21 protein-coding genes, 1 tRNA gene and 1 pseudogene are annotated in these 21,552 nt (G+C 59.0%); 12 read left to right on the plus strand and 11 right to left on the minus strand.

Annotation, left to right across the window (positions count from 1 at the left end; translation table 11 throughout):
• Positions 1 to 119 precede the first annotated feature (119 nt).
• Positions 120 to 4,436 (plus strand): AvrE-family type 3 secretion system effector, encoded by a 4,317-nt coding sequence (locus C4J89_RS03550; protein ID WP_124413779.1) that lies wholly within the window; start codon positions 120 to 122, stop codon positions 4,434 to 4,436.
• 58 nt (positions 4,437 to 4,494) lie between these two features.
• Here the strand turns inward: C4J89_RS03550 and C4J89_RS03555 are convergent.
• Positions 4,495 to 4,571, minus strand: a tRNA-Met gene (locus tag C4J89_RS03555).
• 212 nt (positions 4,572 to 4,783) lie between these two features.
• Entirely contained in the window at positions 4,784 to 5,332 is a 549-nt protein-coding gene (locus tag C4J89_RS03560; RefSeq protein WP_124361172.1) for an RNA polymerase sigma factor, read from the minus strand.
• A 264-nt stretch (positions 5,333 to 5,596) separates the two neighbouring features.
• Between C4J89_RS03560 and C4J89_RS03565 the strand changes: the two genes are divergently transcribed.
• The 11 genes and pseudogenes from C4J89_RS03565 (at position 5,597) to sctU (ending at position 15,738) form a co-directional block, all read left to right on the plus strand.
• Complete coding sequence (locus C4J89_RS03565; protein ID WP_124413780.1) at positions 5,597 to 6,661, plus strand: HrpJ domain-containing protein; 1,065 nt, start codon at positions 5,597 to 5,599, stop codon at positions 6,659 to 6,661.
• Entirely contained in the window at positions 6,658 to 8,751 is a 2,094-nt protein-coding gene (gene sctV / locus C4J89_RS03570; protein ID WP_124413781.1) for a type III secretion system export apparatus subunit SctV, read from the plus strand. The genes C4J89_RS03565 and sctV overlap by 4 nt, the downstream gene beginning before the upstream one ends.
• 37 nt (positions 8,752 to 8,788) lie before the next feature.
• Positions 8,789 to 9,688, plus strand: a complete 900-nt coding sequence (locus tag C4J89_RS03575; protein WP_164484576.1) for an FHA domain-containing protein — start codon at positions 8,789 to 8,791, stop codon at positions 9,686 to 9,688.
• Complete coding sequence (locus C4J89_RS03580; protein WP_124403009.1) at positions 9,685 to 11,043, plus strand: FliI/YscN family ATPase; 1,359 nt, start codon at positions 9,685 to 9,687, stop codon at positions 11,041 to 11,043. The genes C4J89_RS03575 and C4J89_RS03580 overlap by 4 nt, the downstream gene beginning before the upstream one ends.
• Entirely contained in the window at positions 11,030 to 11,458 is a 429-nt protein-coding gene (locus C4J89_RS03585) for a YscO family type III secretion system apparatus protein (protein ID WP_124413782.1), read from the plus strand. The genes C4J89_RS03580 and C4J89_RS03585 overlap by 14 nt, the downstream gene beginning before the upstream one ends.
• Positions 11,455 to 11,913 (plus strand): type III secretion system HrpP C-terminal domain-containing protein, encoded by a 459-nt coding sequence (locus C4J89_RS03590; protein ID WP_124413783.1) that lies wholly within the window; start codon positions 11,455 to 11,457, stop codon positions 11,911 to 11,913. The genes C4J89_RS03585 and C4J89_RS03590 overlap by 4 nt, the downstream gene beginning before the upstream one ends.
• Positions 11,910 to 12,923, plus strand: coding sequence for a FliM/FliN family flagellar motor switch protein (locus tag C4J89_RS03595; protein ID WP_124413784.1), 1,014 nt, complete (start codon positions 11,910 to 11,912; stop codon positions 12,921 to 12,923). Before C4J89_RS03590 ends, C4J89_RS03595 begins: the two co-directional genes overlap by 4 nt.
• Positions 12,920 to 13,574, plus strand: a pseudogene (gene sctR, locus C4J89_RS03600) (type III secretion system export apparatus subunit SctR). Before C4J89_RS03595 ends, sctR begins: the two are co-directional and overlap by 4 nt.
• 7 nt (positions 13,575 to 13,581) lie before the next feature.
• The gene (gene sctS, locus C4J89_RS03605) at positions 13,582 to 13,845 is read left to right on the plus strand and encodes a type III secretion system export apparatus subunit SctS (protein ID WP_124361181.1); all 264 of its coding nucleotides are present in this window, start codon (positions 13,582 to 13,584) and stop codon (positions 13,843 to 13,845) included.
• A gap of 10 nt (positions 13,846 to 13,855) precedes the next feature.
• Positions 13,856 to 14,644: a type III secretion system export apparatus subunit SctT gene (gene sctT / locus C4J89_RS03610; RefSeq protein ID WP_124361182.1), complete on the plus strand. Its 789-nt coding sequence runs from the start codon at positions 13,856 to 13,858 to the stop codon at positions 14,642 to 14,644.
• Entirely contained in the window at positions 14,641 to 15,738 is a 1,098-nt protein-coding gene (gene sctU / locus C4J89_RS03615; protein ID WP_124413785.1) for a type III secretion system export apparatus subunit SctU, read from the plus strand. Before sctT ends, sctU begins: the two co-directional genes overlap by 4 nt.
• Here the strand turns inward: sctU and C4J89_RS03620 are convergent, their stop codons facing one another.
• The 9 genes from C4J89_RS03620 to C4J89_RS27075 all read right to left on the minus strand — a co-directional run bounded on the left by C4J89_RS03620 (position 15,739) and on the right by C4J89_RS27075 (position 21,492).
• Positions 15,739 to 16,104 (minus strand): transcriptional regulator, encoded by a 366-nt coding sequence (locus C4J89_RS03620; protein WP_256658910.1) that lies wholly within the window; start codon positions 16,102 to 16,104, stop codon positions 15,739 to 15,741. It lies immediately after the preceding gene.
• Between the two features lie 2 nt (positions 16,105 to 16,106).
• On the minus strand, positions 16,107 to 16,310 hold the full coding sequence (gene hrpT, locus C4J89_RS03625; RefSeq protein ID WP_124361185.1) for an HrpT family type III secretion system protein: 204 nt from the start codon (positions 16,308 to 16,310) through the stop codon (positions 16,107 to 16,109).
• Positions 16,307 to 18,439, minus strand: coding sequence for a type III secretion system outer membrane ring subunit SctC (gene sctC / locus C4J89_RS03630; protein WP_124413786.1), 2,133 nt, complete (start codon positions 18,437 to 18,439; stop codon positions 16,307 to 16,309). The genes hrpT and sctC overlap by 4 nt, the downstream gene beginning before the upstream one ends.
• 14 nt (positions 18,440 to 18,453) lie before the next feature.
• Positions 18,454 to 18,846: a type III secretion protein gene (locus C4J89_RS03635; protein ID WP_124361187.1), complete on the minus strand. Its 393-nt coding sequence runs from the start codon at positions 18,844 to 18,846 to the stop codon at positions 18,454 to 18,456.
• A gap of 1 nt (position 18,847) precedes the next feature.
• Entirely contained in the window at positions 18,848 to 19,066 is a 219-nt protein-coding gene (locus C4J89_RS03640) for a type III secretion protein (protein ID WP_124361188.1), read from the minus strand.
• An 87-nt stretch (positions 19,067 to 19,153) separates the two neighbouring features.
• A complete protein-coding gene (gene sctL, locus C4J89_RS03645) occupies positions 19,154 to 19,747 on the minus strand; it encodes a type III secretion system stator protein SctL (protein ID WP_124413787.1) in 594 nt (197 codons plus the stop codon).
• An 11-nt stretch (positions 19,748 to 19,758) separates the two neighbouring features.
• Positions 19,759 to 20,331: a type III secretion protein gene (locus C4J89_RS03650; RefSeq protein WP_256681773.1), complete on the minus strand. Its 573-nt coding sequence runs from the start codon at positions 20,329 to 20,331 to the stop codon at positions 19,759 to 19,761.
• Entirely contained in the window at positions 20,321 to 21,121 is an 801-nt protein-coding gene (sctJ, locus tag C4J89_RS03655; protein ID WP_124361190.1) for a type III secretion system inner membrane ring lipoprotein SctJ, read from the minus strand. Before sctJ ends, C4J89_RS03650 begins: the two co-directional genes overlap by 11 nt.
• Positions 21,122 to 21,126: 5 nt before the next feature.
• Positions 21,127 to 21,492 carry an EscI/YscI/HrpB family type III secretion system inner rod protein gene (locus tag C4J89_RS27075; protein WP_256681774.1) on the minus strand — a complete coding sequence of 122 codons (366 nt, stop codon included), beginning with the start codon at positions 21,490 to 21,492 and terminating at the stop codon, positions 21,127 to 21,129.
• Positions 21,493 to 21,552: the final 60 nt, after the last annotated feature.

Raw genomic sequence — 21,552 nt, forward strand, 5'->3', positions numbered from 1 at the left:
GGGCGGGCTGCTTTTTCTGGCTGAGCTTGTCGAGGCCTGGTTTTATTTCGCGACGCTGGAACCAAAGCCACGTAAACGCTCACAGCGTTACTGGTATTAAGCTATTTCTGGAGCCAGTTATGCACAGAAGACTAGACAATTTGCCCCACGCGCAGCTCAGTGTTATCAACTACTCCTCCACGCCCGACAAGGCCGCGGTGCCCACCCAGCAGTCACCTCGCTATCAATCGTTGACCCCCGCCTCAATGCTGTTTGATATCCGCCTAAAAGACGGACAGCTGGAACCTGACACGACCAGGGTGGCACGCGATATCGCTCTTCATCTCAACGCGCCAACCAAACACTTTGTCGCCGATGGCGCCTGCGCCGCAGGCTCCTTGCGTGTCAGGGATGGGCGAGATTACCTGTTTCATATTCAGTCTACGCCCGCTGTCGCGGCGGTATTCAAAAGCAGCGTGCCCGATCCTGTCGGCGGCGACGGGGGCGTTTCGTCTTTTGACAGCCCTGGTCGCGGGCATTTGGCAAGCGTCAGCGGTGTACAGACGACGGTCGACGGCAAGCAGTTTCGTCTGGACGAACAGCGCGTGTATCGCTTCGAACCTCTCACCCTGTCGTGGTTGCCCGCCCCCGACAACCAGGCCTACAGCCGTATTGGGCTGACCGGTGAGGGGCATTTGTCGAAAACACCCCAGGGGGCGCTGGACAGCAGTGCGCAAGGGCGCAGCTCGGTTGTATTGAGTCAGGTCCAGGGCGCGCCGGTGGTGCAGATTCAAGGTGCCGGGGCGGCGGATGTACGCCCGGTTGATGAGACCGGCGCGCCTGTGCAACTTACCCGAATCGGTTTGGCCGGCAGTACGCTGTATGGGGCCACGGTCGACGGCGAACTGCTGCGCGCGGACGTGCGCATGGCTCGGGACGGCGTGTTGCCGATGGCTGCGCAATCGCTCGAATCATTGGAGCAGGCGCTAAAGGGCGCTGTGCGTGTCGAAGGTTTCTTCCATGATGATGCCGGGCAGCTCAATGCCCAGGTTCGCGATGCCCGGCAGCAACTGCACAGTGTCCCCGTGAATAACGCAAGCGGGCTGCGCCCTCAGTGGAACCTGAGCGATGTGTGGGTCAAGGGCATCGAGAAAGGTCTGCCGTTGCCCAGCCAGCAGGCGTTGACGACCGCAGTCGACCTGGGCCCTCGCGGCAAGGTTGCGTTTGACGCAGGCGCGTTATTGAGCTGGGACGCGGCTGCGCAACGTTGGGATCACTCGGGGCTGCAGGGCGTCACACAGCTGGAGCGAGGGTTGGACGGACGTGCCTATGTACTGCAGGAAGGGCAGCTCAAAGCGGTGACCCTGCAAAAGGTGCGTGACCCTGTTTTCGAAGGGGCCAGCCATGAATTGAGCGCACTGCCCAAGCCGCGTCCTCAAGTGTCACTTGACGAGGTGCTGGCGGGCGATCCTCAGCGCCCTGTCACCGGATTCGCTATCGCTGACGGTCGCAACTTTGTAACCGTCGATAAAAACCATCAGCTTCAAGCCTGCGTGGATGGGGTGGTCAACCCGTTACGGCTTTCCCCCGCGCTCGCCATACAAACCCTGGCGCTTGATCATGAAGCGAGTCTTTATGCACACACCCAGGCGGGCGAATTGTTCAAGGCGGATCACCACGCCTGGCAGAGCCGCGACGGTGCCGCGCCAAGCTGGACCCAGATTGAATTACCGCAGGGCCAATCGCTGGACTCCTTGCGGATGGGAGCTGATAAGCATCTGGTTGGCGGATGGGATAAACAGTTCCATCGACTCGATAAGGCGGCCTTGGGCGCAATGGCGTGGGGGCCGTTGGCAGTGGCGGTGCAGCGGCCCTCATTGGCCGATACGTTATCGGCCGCTCAGATACGCACGCCGATGGCAGGAGGCGCGCTGACGGCCACAAGCACGGTCGTGGGGCAAACCCGTGAAGGTGTGCCGCTCCAGCGCAAGTTTTTCCAGGGACTCAATGCGCACTTTCATCCTCTGGAAGCCATCAGTGAGAAAGGCAAATCCATTCAACATCACGTAAACGGGCGCCGGGGGCTGGAGCACGTTTACGCTGACGATAAGCAACTGCACCAGCAGCTCGCATCGCTTTCCAAGAGCAAGCCGGTTGCCCCTGACCTGAATGCGCGTCTCGCCGCCCTGTGCGGGCCCGGGCCGCGCCAGGCATTGGCCATGCGGATCAGCCAGGCGTTGACGCAGGTAACAGAAAGCAGCCAGTCAAGCGCCCGCCTGTTAGGAGACGTACACGGGCTGGCGTTTGACCCACGGCCCACGCTGAGCCGAGCGCTGACGAGCCCTGAGTCGACGCTGCACCAACTGCATGAGGCATTCAAACGGGTCGCGCCTTCATCGGAGCCTTCAACGGCAGGCCTGCTGGCCAACTTCGAAGGTCAAGGATTGACGCTGCCCAAGTGGAAACCTGAGCGTAAACGCGATCTCGACCACCCTTCGGCCCTCGTCGAGGGCGACCTTATTCACCATGCCAATACGCTCAAGCAACTAAACGACCTGGCCCAGGAACTCGACAGCACTACTGGCCACAGCCCCAGTGCCTTGAAAAGAATCGAAGCGTCCATGGGCACTGTGATGAAAGGGTTTGATGACAGCCCTGTCCATAAACTGGCCAGCCAGAAAGTCGCCAGTTATAGCCAGGCGGAATCCCTGTATGACAATTTCAAGCTATTGGCCAAGGACCTTGGCACGCCGGGGTCTGCCTTGCATTGGCACCTTTCGGGCCTGCTGGGGTTGCCCGCCGAGGCGTCCATTACGCAGGCAATGACACAGCAAGTGCAGCAGATGGAAAGTGGTCAAACCCTTAACCCCAGCCGAACCCAGGGCGAAAGCCTGGGGCTGATGGTGACCGGTATAAAACCTGCGCCAGCCGTAGAGTTTTTTCTGGGAGCCTCCAAGTCTCATACGCATGGTGTGAGTATCACCCGTACCGACAAGGGAGCCAGGGTCCAGATCAGCCGCGACGATATGCGGCGCCTGGCCGGCTCCGTGGCCACGGGGGTGACGTTAGGGCGCGGGGGCGGTGCAGTGGGGCCCGGCCTGAGGGTTGCCGGTGAGTTGACGGCCGCCGTTGTGAAGAACACTGGATCGAACATCAGTTTCGATGTGAAGGAGTCGGACTTCGGCAAGATGATGTCGATATTGATGGGGCAGTCCGGGGGCTTTCACGACTTATTGGCGCTGGGAGAAAAAGGCGCAGCTGGCGAAAGCTCGAAACTCAGTGCTGACGTTAACCTGGATGGGCTCGCGCAACTGCGTTTGATGTACAGCCCGCAGGAAGACATCGCCGAGTTGGACTCAGTGATACGCGCCGGGATTGGAGTGATGGGTAACCTTAACCTTGCGCACACGGATAAAAGCCAAACCACCACGCGCTCTGCGACGGGCACCAGCCGTGACCAGGCAAGCAGCGCGCAGTGGCTGAGGCAGGGCGGCGTGGGGGCCAACTTTGTGCCGATCAGTGCGCTGGCGTTGGCGGGCAGTGCCGGGGCCGGCGGGCCGGCGACGGTGGTTGCGGCCTCGGCGGACGTATCGGTCATGGTGAAATTTGACCGTGGGCAGTCACAGGCCTTCAGCTTTTCTTTCAAGCCGCCGCAGCCAGTGACTCAATCTCAGGTCGATGAGATTCACAGCAGCCTGTCACTGTATTCCCCCCAGTTCAAACGGGACTTGGCCGCCGCTGACCCGTTGGGCGCGCAGGGCTCCCCAAAAGAACAACTGGCCAAGTTGCAGCAGTTTCTTTCCACTCATCCGGCATTGGCGACAAAGCCGGACGCTTATTACGCCATCAGTCAGTCGCTGGACACGTTGATGACCCAACAAGACTTGATGAACAAGGGGCTGCAGCAGTTGGCATCGGTCGAGTCTTCCGTCACGCGCGTGGGGTTACGCGATAACGGGCGGCATGACTGGTTGGACGATGTCGCGCCGGCCAACAAGGCCGCCATCGAACAGTGGCTCAAGGATGACCCGCAGTTTGCCCAGGTGATCGGTCAACTGCAGTGGGGTGAAGGGACTTCAGTGAGGCTTGGCATGGAACTCAAGCCAGAGGCTCTACGCACCATCGAGCGCAGCCTGCTTGCGGGCGCAGATACCGAGCCGCTGATCAAGCAGGCACTGGGAGGTCCGAACCACCTGCGAGTCAAAAGCATGAGCATGAGCTACACCGCGAGCCAGTCCCATGGCATGTCGGTGCCAGCCATGATGAATCTGAGTTTTTCCAGCAGCGCGGCCGTCAGCTATACGCAAAAACAGGTCAACGTCGACTTCGAGTACGGGGTGAATGCGGATAAACCGCTGCGGATGAACTTGAACGATACGCTGAGCAGCCTGCCTGGCCATGACCTGACGATCGACTTGGGGGACCTGCGCATAAGGACGCCGGCTTCCACCGCCTGAAAGGTAAACAGCGGGCATAAAAAAACGGCCTACCTTTCGGTAAGCCGTTTTTAGTACTTGGTGGCTACACAGGGACTTGAACCCCGGACCCCAGCATTATGAATGCTATGCTCTAACCAACTGAGCTATGTAGCCAAGTGGCGCGCATTATTCGCGTAGAACGGGAATGCGTCAAGAGGTTTTGTTAAGTTTTTTCTACGCTTTCAACTGTTTAACGAAAAACAGGCTGATTGGCGACGATCGGCGGGGGGCTCTTCAGGCTGCGATTCTCGTGCTGTCGCGCCCATCAAGCGTCAATCGCGTTGGGCAGATATCCCTTTCGCCCAACGGTGTTGCTGTGGCGAGACTTACGGCAACGGGTTGCGCGTCACGCGTTTGAGCTGTTCGCGCGCTCGCGACAAACGTGAGCGTACCGTGCCGATGGGGATGTCCAACGCATCGGCGGTATCCTGATAGCTACCATCGGTCTCGAGCGAAGCGTAAAGCGTTTTGCGCATTTCTATCGGCAGGTGGTCGATGGCGTTCAGGGTCTTTTCAAGCCGTCGGTTGACTTCAAACTCCCAGTCCAGGCTGTTGTGTTCTTCCTGGCCATGCCACAACGATTCATCGAACTCGCAATGCACCGGTTTGGCATACATGCGCCTGAAGTGGTTGCGGATCAAATTCTGCGCAATTCCGCACATCCAGGTGCTGAGTGTGGCCTGCCCGCTGAAACGCTCTCTGTTGCGCCATGCCTCCAGGTAAGTCAATTGCAGGAGATCGTCCGCATCTTCAGGGTTGAGCACGCGTTTATGAATGAAGCGTCGCAGTTTTTTTTGCTGGTCGTCCGTCAGCTGGACCATGAACTGAGGCGAATTGCCGACGAGGTGAACTAGATCGCCAATAGGTATTTTCATGTTGTTTTTCCTCCGGGAAGGCTCGATCGAAATGGTTTCGATAGGGACCCCTTTTGCACCGGCTGTGCCAAATGGGAAAAACACACAACTTATTGATTTATATGAATATATATTTTTTGTTAGGGGTTTTCTGTGCCGTAACTTGCAAAGAAGACGATCTGGGCGTGCGGGTATTTTCATACCCCTCGCCGTGAAATGTTTTGATGGAACTGAACCGCAGAGGCTTGCCACATAGGGACACAAACTTCCCATTCTGGCCCGCCCATGAAAGTCGAATCCTTCAACGATGTGCAGCAGATCCAACCTGCGGACAAACCCAGTGTGAGCACTGTCGATGTGCCAATCCGTTCGCAGGGCTTAGATGACATCGCGCAGATTTTCAGCGAAGAAGTGGCACTCAACGCACAGGCCCTGGGCCGGCGATCCATTGGCACAAAAGTTTCGCCTGTCGCAGAATTCGTGCAGCTCTATGAACAACTGGGTCACCCCGGCCTGGCCACGCTGGAAACCGTTGTTCGTCGGCTTCGGTTCGAGTTGCTGCGCAAGCCCACTGTCGAAAAATTGGTGAGCCATGCCGGGGGTGACCCCGCGCGTGCCTTCGTGGTGCTTCAATTCATCGCCCTCGAAGCGCAAAACAATGGGCTGACAGTAGAAGAGGGCCTGGCGCGCGGGGCCTTGAAAGCGCTGAGGCAGGATTTCGGCGGGCACATCCAGGCAGGCCTGAATATCGCCTTGGCATTGAAGGAGGCCAGCGCTGACCCGCAGGAGCGTCAGGACGTGCGTGCGCTTTATTACGCCTCCGTGGTCGTTCGCCAATCCTTGGCGTTGATGCTGCAGACGCTGTTGAAGATGTACGGCTTAACGGCGTTTTCCAAAGGCGTCGACCTGATGACTCAGGCGCTGAACGGCGATATCGCGGCGCACACCCAGTCGGTGCCCACGGAAAAATTGCACCTGCTGCTTAAGGGGTTGGCGCAGTGTCGTCAATTGCGCTCGGTGCTGGGCAACTGTGATGCGTTGATCCGGCGCCTGAACGTCAATCTGGAGGCGGTGGATTTATTGCAGCGTTTTCTGGGTTATGCCAGTACCGGTATCGATGCGGCCGAGGTGCAAAGGCTGGCCAGTGAGTTTGGGGGGACGCTGCTTGCCGCTCGTCTGCGCTCGCTTAATGAATTGGCCACGGAAGTAAAAAGTCTGCCCAAGGCCTGGTGGCTTGATGCGCAATCCCAGGCTTCTGCCGTGAAAGCGTTCAAGGACGTCATGGTTGAGTGGGCGCGCGAAGAGCGCGGCCATCAGACGTTTTCCGGCGAAACGAGGACGTCCGGGTGACACTGCTGTCATCGGTCAATGGCGTGCTGCTCAAGGTGGCGCGGCGTGCCGAAGTGCTCGGCGCGGTGGTGGTCCTGGCCATCGTGTTTATCTTTATCGTGCCGCTGCCCACATGGCTGGTGGACATTCTGATCGCGTTGAACATCTGTATTTCCTGCTTGTTGATCGTACTGGCGCTGTACTTGCCGGGGCCGTTGGCGTTCTCGTCGTTTCCATCGATCCTGCTGTTGACCACCATGTTTCGCCTGGCCCTGTCGATTGCCACCACACGCTTGATTCTGCTGGAGCAGGACGCGGGCGATATTGTGGAAGCGTTCGGTAATTTCGTGGTGGGCGGCAACCTGGCGGTGGGGCTGGTGATCTTCATGATCCTGACCATCGTCAACTTCCTGGTGATCACCAAAGGTTCGGAGCGGGTCGCCGAAGTGGCTGCCCGCTTCAGTCTGGATGCGATGCCGGGCAAGCAGATGTCGATCGACAGTGACCTGCGCGCCGGGTTGATCGATGGTATGCAGGCTCGCGACAAACGTGAGCAGTTGTCCCGCGAAAGCCAGCTGTTCGGGGCCATGGACGGGGCCATGAAGTTCGTCAAGGGCGATGCCGTTGCCGGCCTGATCATCGTGGTCATCAACCTGCTGGGAGGCTTTTCTACCGGCATGTTCCAGCACGGGATGAGCGCGGGCGAGTCGATGGCGCTGTATTCGGTACTGACGATCGGCGACGGCCTGATCGCACAGATTCCCGCGCTGTTGATCTCCCTGACGGCCGGCATGATCATTACCCGAGTGGCGCCGGACGGGCGCAAGGGCGTCACCAACATGGGCGCCGAAATTGCCCGGCAGATGACCAGCGAACCCAAGAGCTGGATGATCGCGTCGGTGGGCATGTTGGCCTTCGCCACGCTTCCCGGCATGCCTACCGTGGTGTTCATTCTGATTTCGCTGATGACCGGCTCCCTGGGGTACTACCTCATGCGCCAGCGTCAGCGCGAGGACTCCCCGGCGGCATCGGACGAAAAAGCGGTCCGTCCGGAAGAGAACGGCAGTGAAGACCTGCGTGGCTTCGACCCGTCACGGCCGTATCTGCTGCAATTCAACAGCCAGATGTACGGGGCCCCCGAGGTCATCGACATCGTGCAAAAAATTCGTCAGGCCCGAAATGCGCTGGTCGCCAATATCGGGCTGACGCTACCCCCGTTCGAAGCCGAGTTCAGTGAGACGCTGGCCGTCGACGAGATGCGCTTTTGCGTGCATGAAGTTCCGACCGTGACGGCGACCCTCAGCGACCGTGTTGCGGTTGAATACGCCTCCTTGGCGCAGCCCCCGGACAGGGGCGATAGAGGCCTGGCCGAGCGGGACGAGGCGGACTGGCTGTGGCTCGACCCTGATGATCCATTGCTCAATGACCCCCAGATTGAGCGTTTCAGCGCCCAGAGCCTGATCATCGAACGGATGAAGCGGGCGATGTTGCTTAGCGGACCGCGGTTTCTCGGCATCCAGGAATGCAAGTCGATCCTCAGTTGGCTTGAACACAACCAGCCGGAGCTGGTGCAGGAGCTGCAGCGCATCATGCCGCTTTCGCGCTTTTCGTCGGTGCTGCAGCGCCTGGCGAGTGAGGGTGTGCCATTGCGCGCCGTACGTTTGATCGTCGAGTCATTGATCGAGTACGGCCAGCATGAGCGTGAACCGGATGCCCTGGCCGATTACGCACGGATCGCCCTCAAGTCGCAGATTTTTCACCAGTACAGCGAAGCCGATGGCCTGCATGCGTGGCTGCTGTCGCCACAGACCGAGAACATCCTGCGCGAAGCGTTGCGCCAAACCCAGAGCGGGGTGTTTTTCGCCCTCGATAACGACAGCAGTGCTGCCTTGGTCGGGCTGCTCAACCAGGCCTTTGTGCTAAGACCGAAAACCAAGAGCGTGCTGTTGGTTGCCCAAGATCTGCGCAGCCCGTTACGGGCGCTTTTGCTGGACGAGTTCAACCATGTGCCGGTGATGTCTTTTGCCGAGCTGGGGAGCAACTCCAAGGTCAAGGTATTGGGCCGTTTCGACCTGGGCCAGGACGAACCAATGCGTGGGGCGGCGGCATGAGCGCGTTATTTTTATCCGGATCGAGGGTCGCCCCATGATGTTCGAGCTGCGGGTGCTGGATGGTATGCATCAAGGCGCCGCGCTGCCGTTGTTTGGTGAGCAGTGGGGCGTGGGTGCCAATTCGGACGCTGATCTTCTGTTGAACGATCCCGGGGTTGCCGAGCATCACGCACGTTTGCGCTTGGCCGATGGCCGGTGGTCGGTGCAGGCCGAGGCGGGGCTGCTTGAAAACAGCGATGGGCAAGTGCTGGCGCAGATCGGCGAGCTTGCGCTGAACACGGTCTTTTTGATCGGCCCCGTTCGCTTGTGCGTCAGCCCTGCCGATCAGCCCTGGCCACAGGCACCCGCGCCTGCACCTGCGGCGCCTGAGCCTGTGGAGCAGGCGCCGCTCGCGTTGAAACTGTCAGCAATTCCATCGTCCCAACAAAAGCGTTTGCTTAGCCTGGTACTTGCGTTCGCCGTGCTCATTGCGGCAGCCGGCATCATCTTTAGTGGCGAGCGCAAGGCCCAGGCATCGTTGATGCCGGTAGTGGTTCAGAAGCCCGAACTGGGCTCGCCCTTTGAGGTGCGCCAGCAATTGCTGAAGATGCTCAGCGAGCGGGAACTGACTTCACGGGTCAGCTTGCAAGTCATCAATGGGCAGATTTCCCTGAGCGGTGATGTTTCCCAGGAAGAGGCGGACTTGGTCGCGCGCATGCTCGACCGCTTTGCCGGGCAGTTCGAAACCGCTGTGCCAGTGATCAGCCGCGTACGCACGCGTGACGGAGCACTGCCGTTCAAGATCGTGCAGATCATCAGCGGACCGAACGGCCACGTTGTGCTGGAAGAGGGCACCCGGTTATTTGTGGGCGACGAAGTCAATGGCCTGCGTCTGGTGCTGATCGATAACAGCAAGGTGGTGTTCGACGGTGTGCAGCGCTATGAGGTGCGTTGGTGAGCGGCGCATGGCAAGAGCGTCTCGAGGCTTGGCAACGCAGTCAGTCGGCGGCATTGGACAGCTTTGCGCCGGTCACGATGCGCGGTCGCATACAGCGCGTCAACGGCATGCTGATGCAGTGTCGGCTGCCCCAGGCGCGCATCGGCGACCTGTGCCAGGTTGAAAAGCAACCGGGCGATTACATGCTCGCCGAAATCATTGGCTTCGATCAGCAGGATGCGGTGCTCAGTGCCCTGGGGAATCTGGAAGGCGTGAGTGTGGGCGCCAGCGTGGAGCGTCTTGGTGTGCCGCACAGGGTACGGGTGGGTGATGACCTGCTGGGCCAAGTGCTGGACGGTTTCGGCCGGCCGATTGCCGGCAACGGTCCCAGTGCGTTCGCCGAAGCGGATACGCCCGACGCCACCCCGGTGTTGTGCGAGGCGCCGTTACCCACGGAGCGGCCGCGCATCAACCGCGCATTGGCCACGGGGGTGCGTTCGATCGACGGCCTGATGACGCTGGGGGAAGGCCAGCGCGTCGGGCTGTTCGCGGGGGCAGGCTGTGGCAAGACCACCTTGTTGGCCGAGATCGCTCGTAACGTGGACTGCGATGTGATCGTGTTCGGTTTGATCGGCGAACGGGGCCGAGAGTTGCGCGAGTTTCTTGACCATGAATTGGATGACCAACTGCGGGCCAAGGCGGTGCTGGTGTGCTCCACCTCTGACCGTTCCAGCATGGAGCGCGCCCGCGCCGCCTTCACCGCGACGGCGCTCGCCGAAGGTTTCCGGCGCAAGGGCCAGCGGGTGCTTTTGTTGATCGATTCCTTGACGCGTTTTGCGCGAGCCCAGCGTGAAATCGGCCTGGCTGCCGGCGAGCCGCTGGGGCGGGGCGGTCTGCCGCCTTCGGTGTACAGCCTGTTGCCGCGCCTGGTGGAACGGGCGGGGTTGACGCGTGACGGCGTGATCACGGCCATCTACACGGTGTTGATCGAGCAGGACTCGATGAATGACCCGGTGGCCGACGAAGTTCGCTCGCTGCTGGACGGCCATATCGTGCTGTCACGCAAGTTGGCCGAGCGCGGCCATTATCCGGCCGTGGACGTGCTGGCCAGCCTGTCGCGGATTTTGACCAATGTCTGCGAGCCCAGGCATATCCAGGCCGGTACGGCGTTGCGACGCCTGTTGTCGGCCTACCAGCAGATCGAGCTGATGCTCAAGCTGGGTGAGTACCAGGCAGGCAATGATGCCCTGACTGACATGGCGGTAAGCAGCCGCCAGGCGGTGGATAGCTTCCTGCGCCAAGATTTGCGTGAGCCTTCTGCGATCGACACGACGATGGACCAACTGACGGAGCTGACTGCCTATGTCCCATTCTGAAACGTTGCCCGGTGAGATCGAAACCCTGCGGCGCTTGCGTCGGTACCGGGCCGATCGTGCCGAACGTGCGCTGCGCGAGGCCAAACGATCACAGCAGGCATTGGTGGCGCACATCCAGCAGGCCCAAGACCTGCTGGAGAAAACCCGTCAGGAAGAGCAGCGCCAATGTGCACAACTGTTGAGCGAGCACCAGGGGCAGGTTGTGAGCGTTCAGGCGCTGAAGTCGTGGAATCGCAAGGAACAAAGCCTGTCTGCCGGTACCCGGCGTGAAGAAGGCCAGGTACAACAACTGCAAGGGCAGCAGGAACAGCGTGAGGTGGAGGTAGGTATCGCGCAGAAGCACGTCACCCAGTGCCTTCGCCAAGTAGAAAAACTGCAGGAATTGGCCAATTTACTCACGCAGGAACCGCTATGAACGCTATTTCAGCCAACACGCCTGAACGCCAACGCCGACGCGACCCTCGCGAGGACCGTGTCCACGAGGTGGGCGCCCCAGTGCCTTGGGAGCAACGGCAGCTCTTTAGCCAATTGTTCGGTGATGACGAACAGGATTCGGGCCGTAGCGCGTCACAGCCCGGAACCCGGGCCGGCGGCGATCTCGCCATGGTCGAGGCGTTGTCGGAGCAGTTGATACCTCGGCTGCAAAGCGGCTCGACGTGGCCGCTGACAGTGGCCATGTACTTGCCACGCCTGGGGCGGATCAATGCCCGTATTCGTCGAGAAGGGGCGGGGTGGAATATCGAGCTTGAAGCGCAGCAGGAAGCAACAGCACGCTGGCTCTACGGCGTACGGCACCAATGTGAGCACAGGCTCGCCGCGAGCCTGGCGTTACCGGTGGCGCTGTGCGTGGCGAATTCGGCGCCGGCATGATGTTGCCCTCTCTGGCCTTGCGCACTGTGAGGGCTGATGCAGTGGCTGCCCGGCGACGGCTGGGGCGTGGGTTGCGCATGCCGTTCCAGGTGGCCGAACAGCGCGGTGAATTACGCCTGGAGCCTGGCACTGAGCCGGTTGGCGCTCAGTCGCTGTGCTTTGAAACCACCAGTGGGGTATTGGCGTTCAGCGAACCGGGGCCGCAATTGAGCTTGATGGGTGAGTGCCCGGTGACGTTGGCCCAGGCCGGCAACGATCCGGACTCCTGGTTCTGGGCATTGTTTCAGCACTACTTGAGCCCGCAGATACGTGACCTGTTCGGCTATATGCGGCTGCTGGAGACGGATCGCCCCGAGGGGTTCGGTTGCCGGCTCAGCGTGTCCCTGGGCGCCTCACGGGTCATGGGCTACCTGTGGCTGAGCGCTGGAAGCTTCCTCGCGTTGTGCGAGGCCGCCCCATGGCGCTCTATCGCTGCACCGCTGCCGGGGCAGTTTCAACTGGCGATTGCCGTCACCCTGGGACGCATGCGCCTGACCATTGCACAGGTACGCAGCCTGCGCGCCGGTGATGTGCTGGTCCCCGAGCTCGCGCTGTTCCAGGCGCAGGGCAGCGGTTATGTGCAGGTTGGCAGGCATCGGCTGCGGGGCAGTATTGACGATGAAAACGGGACTCTGTGCCTGACCCTTTCTTCTATCGAGGACACGTCTGTGGACGAGAATTTTGCGGCGCACGCCTACTCCGAGGATGCGCAGGATGAACCTGTGGTGGATATCTTTGGCCACGAGCCATTCGATGAGTTGAGCATGGCGCTGAATGTTCGCTGCGGCACACTCAACCTCACGCTGGGCGAGTTGCGCAATCTGGGGCCTGGTTCCGTGCTGGGCGTTACCGGCTACGCACCTGGCCTGGCAGGCCTGTATTACGGCGATCGGCCGATTGGGCAGGGCCAGTTGGTGGAAGTCGACGGCCGCCTGGGCTTGCAGTTGTCCCGCGTGCTATTCGGCCGATGATACTCCAAGGGCTGGATCCCCTCGTTCTCGCACTGTTTCTCGCCACGCTGACGCTGATGCCGATGCTGTTGATCATCTGCACATCGTTTTTGAAGATCGTGATCGTGCTGATGATTACCCGTAATGCCATCGGCGTGCAGCAGGTGCCGCCGAGCATGGCGATTAACGGCATCGCATTGGCTGCGACACTATTTATCATGGCTCCGGTGGGCTATCAGATCGCTGAAAATCTAAAAAATTTCTCCGCTGGACACGAGCAATGTGCAGACGGTGCTGCAGACAGGCGCAGAGGCCATCAAGCCGTTGCGTGCATTCATGCTGCGCAATCTCGACCCCGACGTGCTCACCCACCTGTTGGAGAATACCCACCGCCTCTGGCCCGCGCAGATGGCGCAGGAGGTGCAGCGTGAAGACCTGATCCTGCTGATTCCTGCCTATGTATTGTCACAACTGCAGGCGGGGTTCGAGATCGGTTTTCTGATCTACATCCCCTTTATCGTGATTGACCTGATTGTCTCCAACCTCTTATTGGCGCTGGGCATGCAAATGGTTTCACCCATGACCATTTCCCTGCCGCTCAAATTGCTGCTGTTTGTAATGGTGTCCGGCTGGTCGCGGCTGCTCGACAGCCTGTTCCTTTCTTATCTCTGAGCTGAATATGGAACCGATCGTACTGTTCAAACAGGGCATGTTGCTGGTGGTGGTGTTGACCGCCCCGCCGCTGATCGTAGCGGTGGTGGTGGGCGTACTGACCTCGTTGATTCAGGCGCTGATGCAGGTGCAGGACCAGACCCTGCCGTTTGGTGTCAAGCTGGTGGCGGTGGGTGTCACGCTGATCATGACTGGGCGCTGGATCGGCGTTGAGTTGATCCAACTGATCAACCTGACGTTCGACATGATCGGCCGTTCGGCCCTTAACTGAGGGCACGCCGGTGCTGCATTATTTCGAGTTGCTGCCAAGCCTGGTGATCGGCATGGCGCGCATTTATCCCTGTGCCTTTCTGGTCGCTGCATTCTGTTTTCAACATATTCGTGGCATGCCCCGGCACACGATCGTGATGGTCATGGCATTGATCCCCGCGCCGGGTATCCATGCAGCGTTGGAGGGGCTGGATTACTCGGGCCTCATGCTCGCCGCATTGGCGCTCAAGGAGTTGGCCCTTGGGGTAGTGCTGGGCGTGTTGCTGTCGATGCCGTTCTGGATGTTCGAGTCGGTGGGCGCGCTGCTGGATAACCAGCGAGGCGCGTTGGCCGGGGGCCAGCTCAACCCGTCGCTGGGCCCGGACGCAACGCCCATCGGGCATATGCTCAAGCAGTTGGCGATTTTTCTGTTGATGGTCACCCTGGGGCTTGGCGCACTGACCCAGGTGATCTGGGACAGCTACCTGATCTGGCCACCGACGGTGTGGTTCCCGTTGCCGGGGCCCAACGGATTCGGTGTATTTATCGCGCTGCTCGGGGATACGTTCACCCACATGATGCTCTACGCCGCGCCCTTTATCGCCGTGCTGCTGTTGCTGGAGTTCGGCATCGCGCTGCTGGGTGTTTACAGTCAGCAGTTGCAGGTGAGCACACTGGCTCCGCCACTCAAGAGCCTCGCAGGTATCGGTGTCCTCTTGCTGTATTTTGCGTTATTGCAGGATCTGATCGTCGGGCGTATGAGTTTGCTGGGTGACCTCAAGCATTCCCTTGGGCTGCTGTTCAAGGTGGCGATGCCATGAGCGACTCGGGAGAGAAAAAACACCCCGCCTCCGCTAAAAAGCTGCGTGACCAGCGTAAGAAAGGCCAAGTCTCCCAGAGCCAGGATGTAGGCAAGTTGCTGGCGCTGACCGCCATCGGCGAAATCGCGCTGTATACCGCACAAAGCAGTTTGCAACGTTTCGAACAATTGATGGTGTTACCGATTTCACGCATGAATCAGCCCTTCGTGCGGGCGCTGGAAGAAGTGCTGTTCGATGGGGTGGTGGTGTTTCTATCGTTCGCCTTATTGATGGTTGGAGTGGCGATTGCCACGAAGCTGATCAGCAGTTGGTTGCAAGTCGGGTTTCTGTTCGCCCCGGAAGCGCTCAAGCTCGATTTCAATCGGGTCAATCCCATGAGCCAACTCAAGCAAATGTTCTCCGCCCAGTCGGTGATGAACCTGCTGATGAGCGTGGCCAAAGCGTTTCTCCTGGGCTTGATCGTGTATCTGGTGGTCTGGCCCTCTCTGGGCACGCTGATTAACCTGGCCAACAGCGATCTGCAAAGCTACCTGCTGGCGCTGATTGCGCTGTTCCGCTATCTGCTCCATGCCTGCCTCGGATTGCTGTTGGTGTTGGCATTGACCGACCTGACCCTGCAAAAGTACTTCTTCGCCAAGCGCATGCGCATGACCCAGGTCGAAGTGGTCAAGGAATACAAGGACATGGAGGGTGACCCGCACGTCAAGGGGCAGCGCCGCTCGTTGGCATACCAGTTGGCGCAGGAGGAACCCAAGGTCAAGTTGCCCAAGCTGGAAGAGTCGGACATGTTGGTCGTCAACCCGACCCACTTTGCCGTCGCCCTGTATTACCGTCGCGGCAAGACGCCATTGCCGCAGTTGGTGGCCAAGGGCACGGATGCGCAGGCGCGCAAACTGATCGATCGCGCCAAGGCAGCTGATGTTCCGGTCATTCAATGCGTATGGCTGGCCCGCACGATTTACGAGAAAAAGCTCGGAGCGCCGATTCCTCGAGAGACGTTGCAGGCCGTGGCGTTGATCTACCGTACCTTGCGTGAGCTGGACGATGAAGCCAAGCGTGAAACCCTCACGTTGCCAGAGCTGGAGCGGCGCTGATCAGCGTGTCACTGAGAGGTCCAGCGCTTGCAGGTTGGCCAGGGACAGCATCCGGCTGAGGATGTTGTCCAGTGCCTGGCGCTGGGTGGGCAGGGCGTGCCAGATAACCAGTGCGCCCTGTTTGTCCAGATAGATATAGCAGCCGTCAAACGCCAACGCCTGTTCAAAACGACGCTCCAGTACCCGTTCCAATTGCCCAGCTTGCAGGGCCATGCTCGCGATTTGCAATGCAACGCCCTTGCGGGCGCCGGCATCGCAGGAGCCGAACGTGATCCCCTGACACAACTGCTGGTGAGCGGACGCACCGCTCACCAGGTTGTCGATGAGCATCTGGCGTTTCAGATAAGCGTCTGACGCTGCCTCCATGCTCATCGTTCCAGCGAGATCGTTTGGTAGTCTGAACGTTCGCCGGCGGGGCCGGGTTCGACGCGCATCTGGGGCGGCCACCAGACCACCATCTTGTCCTTGCTCGATTGCGGGCGTGAGCAGGAGTCGCCTTTGCAGGTAGGCGTGCAACCGGTGGCAAGCAATACGATGCCCAGCAGTGTGGCGTGCAACAGTTTGTGGTTCATGGTGAGGTTGTCCGGGTTGGGGTGAGCAGGGAAGGGCGTGGCTCGCTCAGATGTTCATCCTTGATGACCGGACGCATGGCGATAAACACTTCAGCTTCTTCACCAGGCTTGAGCCAGGCACGCGGCCACACGGTGACCGCCAGCGTTTGCGAATTGCTGCATTCCTTCTCATCGATGCGCACATTGCGCTTGAACTGATTGCGCAGCACCACCACCGCCACGTTGTAGTGCGGGCCTGCATACCATTGGCTGCGCTCGGTATTCAGCGCCAGCAAGTCGCGGGTGCTGCACAACGTGCTCAGTCCCAGGGGCATTGGCTCGGCCTTGAACGCCTTGGGCACTTCGCCACTGACCAGGTGCGCCAGGGTGCTGGTGATATCGCTGCGGTTAATCACCGGCTGATGGGGGGCGTAGCGCCGTGCCAATGGCTTGAGCGCAGCTTGCAGTTCGGCCTGATCGTCCTTAGGCAAATAGCGCGAAGGATCCGACTGATCGCCGATCACCCGTGGGGTCAGGATAAACAGCCGCTCACGCCGGTTATTCTGCCGTTCGGTCGAGGAGAACAGCGCCTTGCCCAGTAACGGTATGTTCCCCAGCACGGGGACCTTGTTTTGTTTGTCGGTGCTTTCGGTGACGTGGAACCCACCCACCACCAGCGAGCGCTTTTCCGCCATCACGGCTTGGGTGCTGACCTTGCCCCGGCGTACATCCGGGCCGATACGTTCGGGGTTGGATTCGTCAAAATTACCGTCTTCGATGTCTATCGCCAAATGAATCTGATGGCCGCCCCGGCTGGTGATCACCCGGGGAACCACCTGAAAACTGGTACCCACGGTAATGGGAAGGATCGTTGCGTTTTCAGTGCCGGCGGTCAGGTACTGAGTGCGGTTGAAATCGATGATTGCCGGTTGGTTTTCCAGGGTCAGCACCGAGGGATTGGAGACCATGGTTGCCAGCCCGCGGGATTCCAGCGCGCGGATATCGGCATAGAAGCGATCAAGGCGTCCGATCGATAGTTGGGAAGCGGTACCGGGCGCCATGTTGACGCCGCCACGGAAGCGACTGTTCTGGAAGCCCCATTTGATGCCGAATTCGTTTAGCTGCGTGCGCTCGATGTCGAGGATGATCGCGTCGATTTCCACCAATTTGCGTGCGACATCAAGTTGGCTGATCAACTCGCGATACATCGCTTGCCGCTCCGGCAGGTCATAAATCAGGATGGCGTTGTTGCGCACGTCAGCCTCAACGCGGATTCGGCTGGTGCCCACTGGCGCCCGAGGCGTAATCGACATGCCGGCATCCGTAGATGCCGGTGGGCTGAGCAGTTGCCCCAGCAGCGGGTTACCCAGGCGCGGGAAGCTGGGTGTGACCGGCGCGGGCTGGGACTGGGACGCGGAGCGTTGCGCCAGGCCGGAAAGCGTCGACGCGGAGCGCGGCTCCAACAGCCCGCGCAGCATGCTGGCGACGCCAGGGATGACGATCTTTTCGCTGCGGTACTCTATTTGACGGTCTGCGGCATTGGCGAACTTCAGCGGGAACGTCAGCACGCTCTGTTTTTCATCCGCAGAGCGCCGCTGGCTGCTGAATTGCTTGATCTGTTCGATATAGCTCTTGGGGCCGGAAACCAGAACGATACCGTCTTCGGGCAACTCACCCCAGCCGAATCGGCTATCGAGCAACCCGATATCAGTGAGCGCCTGCTTAAGGTCGGAAACCGTCTCCGAAGAGACTTCCAGGCGTGCGGACTCCTGTTGATCCAGGGTGCTGACGAATAAGGTGTTGTTGTAGAGATACCACTGGAAGCGGTGCTCTACGCCCAGTCTGTCCAGCAGTGACTGCGGCGTGTTCGCTCGAATCTTGCCGTTGACATCGCCCTCCAGCAGGCCTTCGATTTGCAGTTGCGTGCCAAAGGTCTGGGCAAAATCCTCAAGCACTTCCCGTAGAGGCTTGTGTTCGGCTTCATAGGCGTAGGCCGTGTTTTTCCATTCAGAGGGAATAGCGGCCAGCGAGTTTTCTACTGGAGCAAACAGGCAGGAAAGCAGGAGCATGCTGTACCAGGATGTACGTCTGCTTGGAGCACCCGGCGAATCCTGGCGCAAACTGTGGCATTTGTGGTTCTTGTTATACATAGCGAGTTCTCTGGTTAATACGGCAGTGACCGTAGCGAGCTGGGTCTGAGAGGCTGGGCAGGGCGGGCCAGGCGCGTGAACGTGGCACGCCATATGTCGCGTTGGTTGAGCAGGGTTTCTAGGCACGCGAACATGTGGGCCTCTGCTATTCCATCCCGCAGGGTCTGGATGAGCCAAAGTTCGCCACTGTCCGCTTTTCGAACCAACGCGCCCTGGAAAAGACTCAAGCTGGCGGCGCCCAGGCGCAGCCAACTTAGTGGTGTCGTGTTATCTGAAGGTCTCGACGTCAGCTGAGCCGCCACCAGAATAAAAGCGTCTTGGCGCTTCAGAGTGATCTCGTCGTCGCCTTCCACTAACGTGAGTTGTGGCTCGCGACGGTTTAACCAGTCACGGATGAGCGCTTCCATTTTATTGAAAACTTTCGATAGCTGTTTTCAGAGACTGATGCTCAATCCGCAGGTTTTCAGTAAAGAGCGCGTTGGTCACAGTCATCTGCTTCATTAAGTTATAGAAGAACTCGGCATCTTGTTCACCCTGCATGTCTTCGATAGGAAATGAGTCATAATTTTTATACGCAGAGTCGGCATTTTTTAATGCTTGAGAAGAGAGCGACTTAGGTGTGCTCATACTTATTCCTCTAATTAGCGTTGCTCAGATGGTTATTCGTCAGGCCGTGCTGTTGACCGAGGGTGGTTAAAACAGAGTCGTGTGTAATTAGACGTCTGGAGCCATCGCTTCGCCGCGTTTAAAAAAGGCAGTGAGCATGGAGTTCCAGCTGATACGAAAATCTCCCTCATCTGTTTTCAATACCAGCGTTTGGGGCGCTGTTGTCTCGTCAGCGTGAAGTTTCCAAACAACGGCTTTCTGATAGGCAAGGTGTTGTTTTATCTCGTTCATATCATGGGGGTGGCAGAGCAGGGTTGCGCTGACCTCTGGAACTTGGAGTGTCATTAATTGGTTAAGAAGGGCGACCAGCCTGGCGGGCGCTACCGTCTCATCAAGCAGACGACGAATAGCCTCATTGGTAATTGCACTGGCATGTTGTTCGAGCTTGTCGCACATGGCTTGACGGTCACGCTCCCATCGCTTGAGTTGCGCATCGGCGCGTTGCCAGACTTCCACAGACGCCTTCTCGCGCAGCGCTTCGCATTTTTTTTCCGTCAGGCTCAGCAGTTGTTCAGCCTGTTCATTGGCGTCCTTCAACAGCAGTTCTGCCTGCTTCCAATTGGCAAGCTCCTCTCGAGGAATCACGCTGCGTGGGACCCCGGGCGCGTTTTTGAATAGCTCAATGGTACGTCGGCATAGCATGACTTATCTCCTTACCCGTTCAAGCCATGGGCTATCGTTTCACCAGGCAGTGACATGACGCGCCAGACTACCGCCTGCCACAGCGTATCCAAACGGCTGCTCGCGTTTTCAAGGCACAGCTGCCTCTTTTCAACTTCACTCGCGCGTTCACGGGCGAAGCGCAACCTGATGCGCTGCCAGATAATGGGATCGAGCCAGCTATGCAGAAGTCGCAACGGATCGTCTTGGGGTGACAGCATGGCAGGGGGCAGCGCCTTGGAGAGACGTATGCACCACAGGTGGTGCGTGTCGCTCAAGGAGGGGCAGGCCTCAGGGTTGAAGGTGTCGTGAATCAGCGTCAACGCCAGGTCGAGTTGTTCATTTGAAGAGAGTGCCAGGTGCAACACGGTGGGTTGGGGAGCCGGGGGTAAACAGGCTGCCACACCTGTCAGGTCGCCCGGCACCCGACGTCCACGCTGATAAAGCGCTTCAATCGTGGCGTACTGGTTACCCCTCCAGTCTTCATGGGCATATTTCCAGGGAAATGCCCACCAGTGAGCCCAGGCCAGGTGCTCACGCATTGAGAGTTCGGCGCTAAGCGTCATGAGCCGTACCGCTCAATTCGCTGACTACCGTTGGTTTAGGCACAAAACGCTGACGTCTACGGTATAAAAACACCGTGACGCCCATAGCGGCCATCACACCTAGCAGGAAAATGGTTACGCTGTTTCGCCATAAACCGAGGTCCTCATCGGGTACCAGGAACGGGCCAAAATACACCAGGCGTTGTTGTTCCTGATAAGCCGCGGCGGGTACGAATATCACGGTCAGTTTTTGCGGATTGTCGATGGCTGTGGCCATGCCTGGGATGCTGCTTGCCACCATTCGGCGAACGCGCGCGGTGATGTTATCGGGATCAAGCCGTGGATCATGTTTTATGAATACTGAGGCGGAAGCGGGTTGGACCGGCTCACCGGGCGCGATGCGTTCCGGCAATACCACGTGAACCCGGGCAACGATGACACCGTCAATATTGGACAGCGTGGCCTCAAGTTCTTGCGACAACGCATAGATGTAGCGCGCTCGCTCTTCCAGGGGCGTGGAAATGACACCCTCTTTACGAAACGTATCGCCCAGCGTGGTTCTGGCCACTTTGGGCAGGCCGGCTGCCTCCAACGTGCGCACTGCGCGACCGATGTCGCTGGCGTTTATCGTCACGACGACGCCATCTTTAGCGGGGACCTTTTGGGCGCGAATATGCTTGTCTGCCAATTCTGCGATGACCTCATTAGCTTCTTGTTCTGAGAGTTGGCGATGAAGTTCGACACGGTCGCTGCACCCGTTCAACAGGAGTGCAACCACCAAGAGCAATGCAATAGGCAGGAGATTCGTCATGATCACTATTGCAGGTTGGATATTTTTTCGATGCCTTGAGTTGTCTTGGCAAGGCATTTGACTAACAGCTGGGACGTCAGCTGAATATTGGATAATACACTTGGAAATTTCCTGAATTTTTCTATATCAAGCTCTTGGTTGGTTGACTTCAGTAAAGTCGCCATGCGTTTTTTCGAGTCTTTCAAGGGGGCGACAGCTTCTGCCAGTACGGGAGAACTATACGCTTCGCCAGCGAACGTACTCGTCGTGGAGGCGGGGTCTAGCATTGATGTAAAGAAACAGGCGTCTCCCTGACACGTCGACGGGGCTCGTGTGATGTCGGCGGAATCGAAACCTGCATCTTCTTCGGAGAGCTTGCGGGTTATTTGCATGAGATGCCCATTGAGTTAACGGCTATATATTGGTTTTGAAGGGAGTCGCCACAACCACCC

It is taken from the genome of Pseudomonas sp. R4-35-07 (assembly GCF_003852235.1).
Lineage (GTDB): Bacteria > Pseudomonadota > Gammaproteobacteria > Pseudomonadales > Pseudomonadaceae > Aquipseudomonas.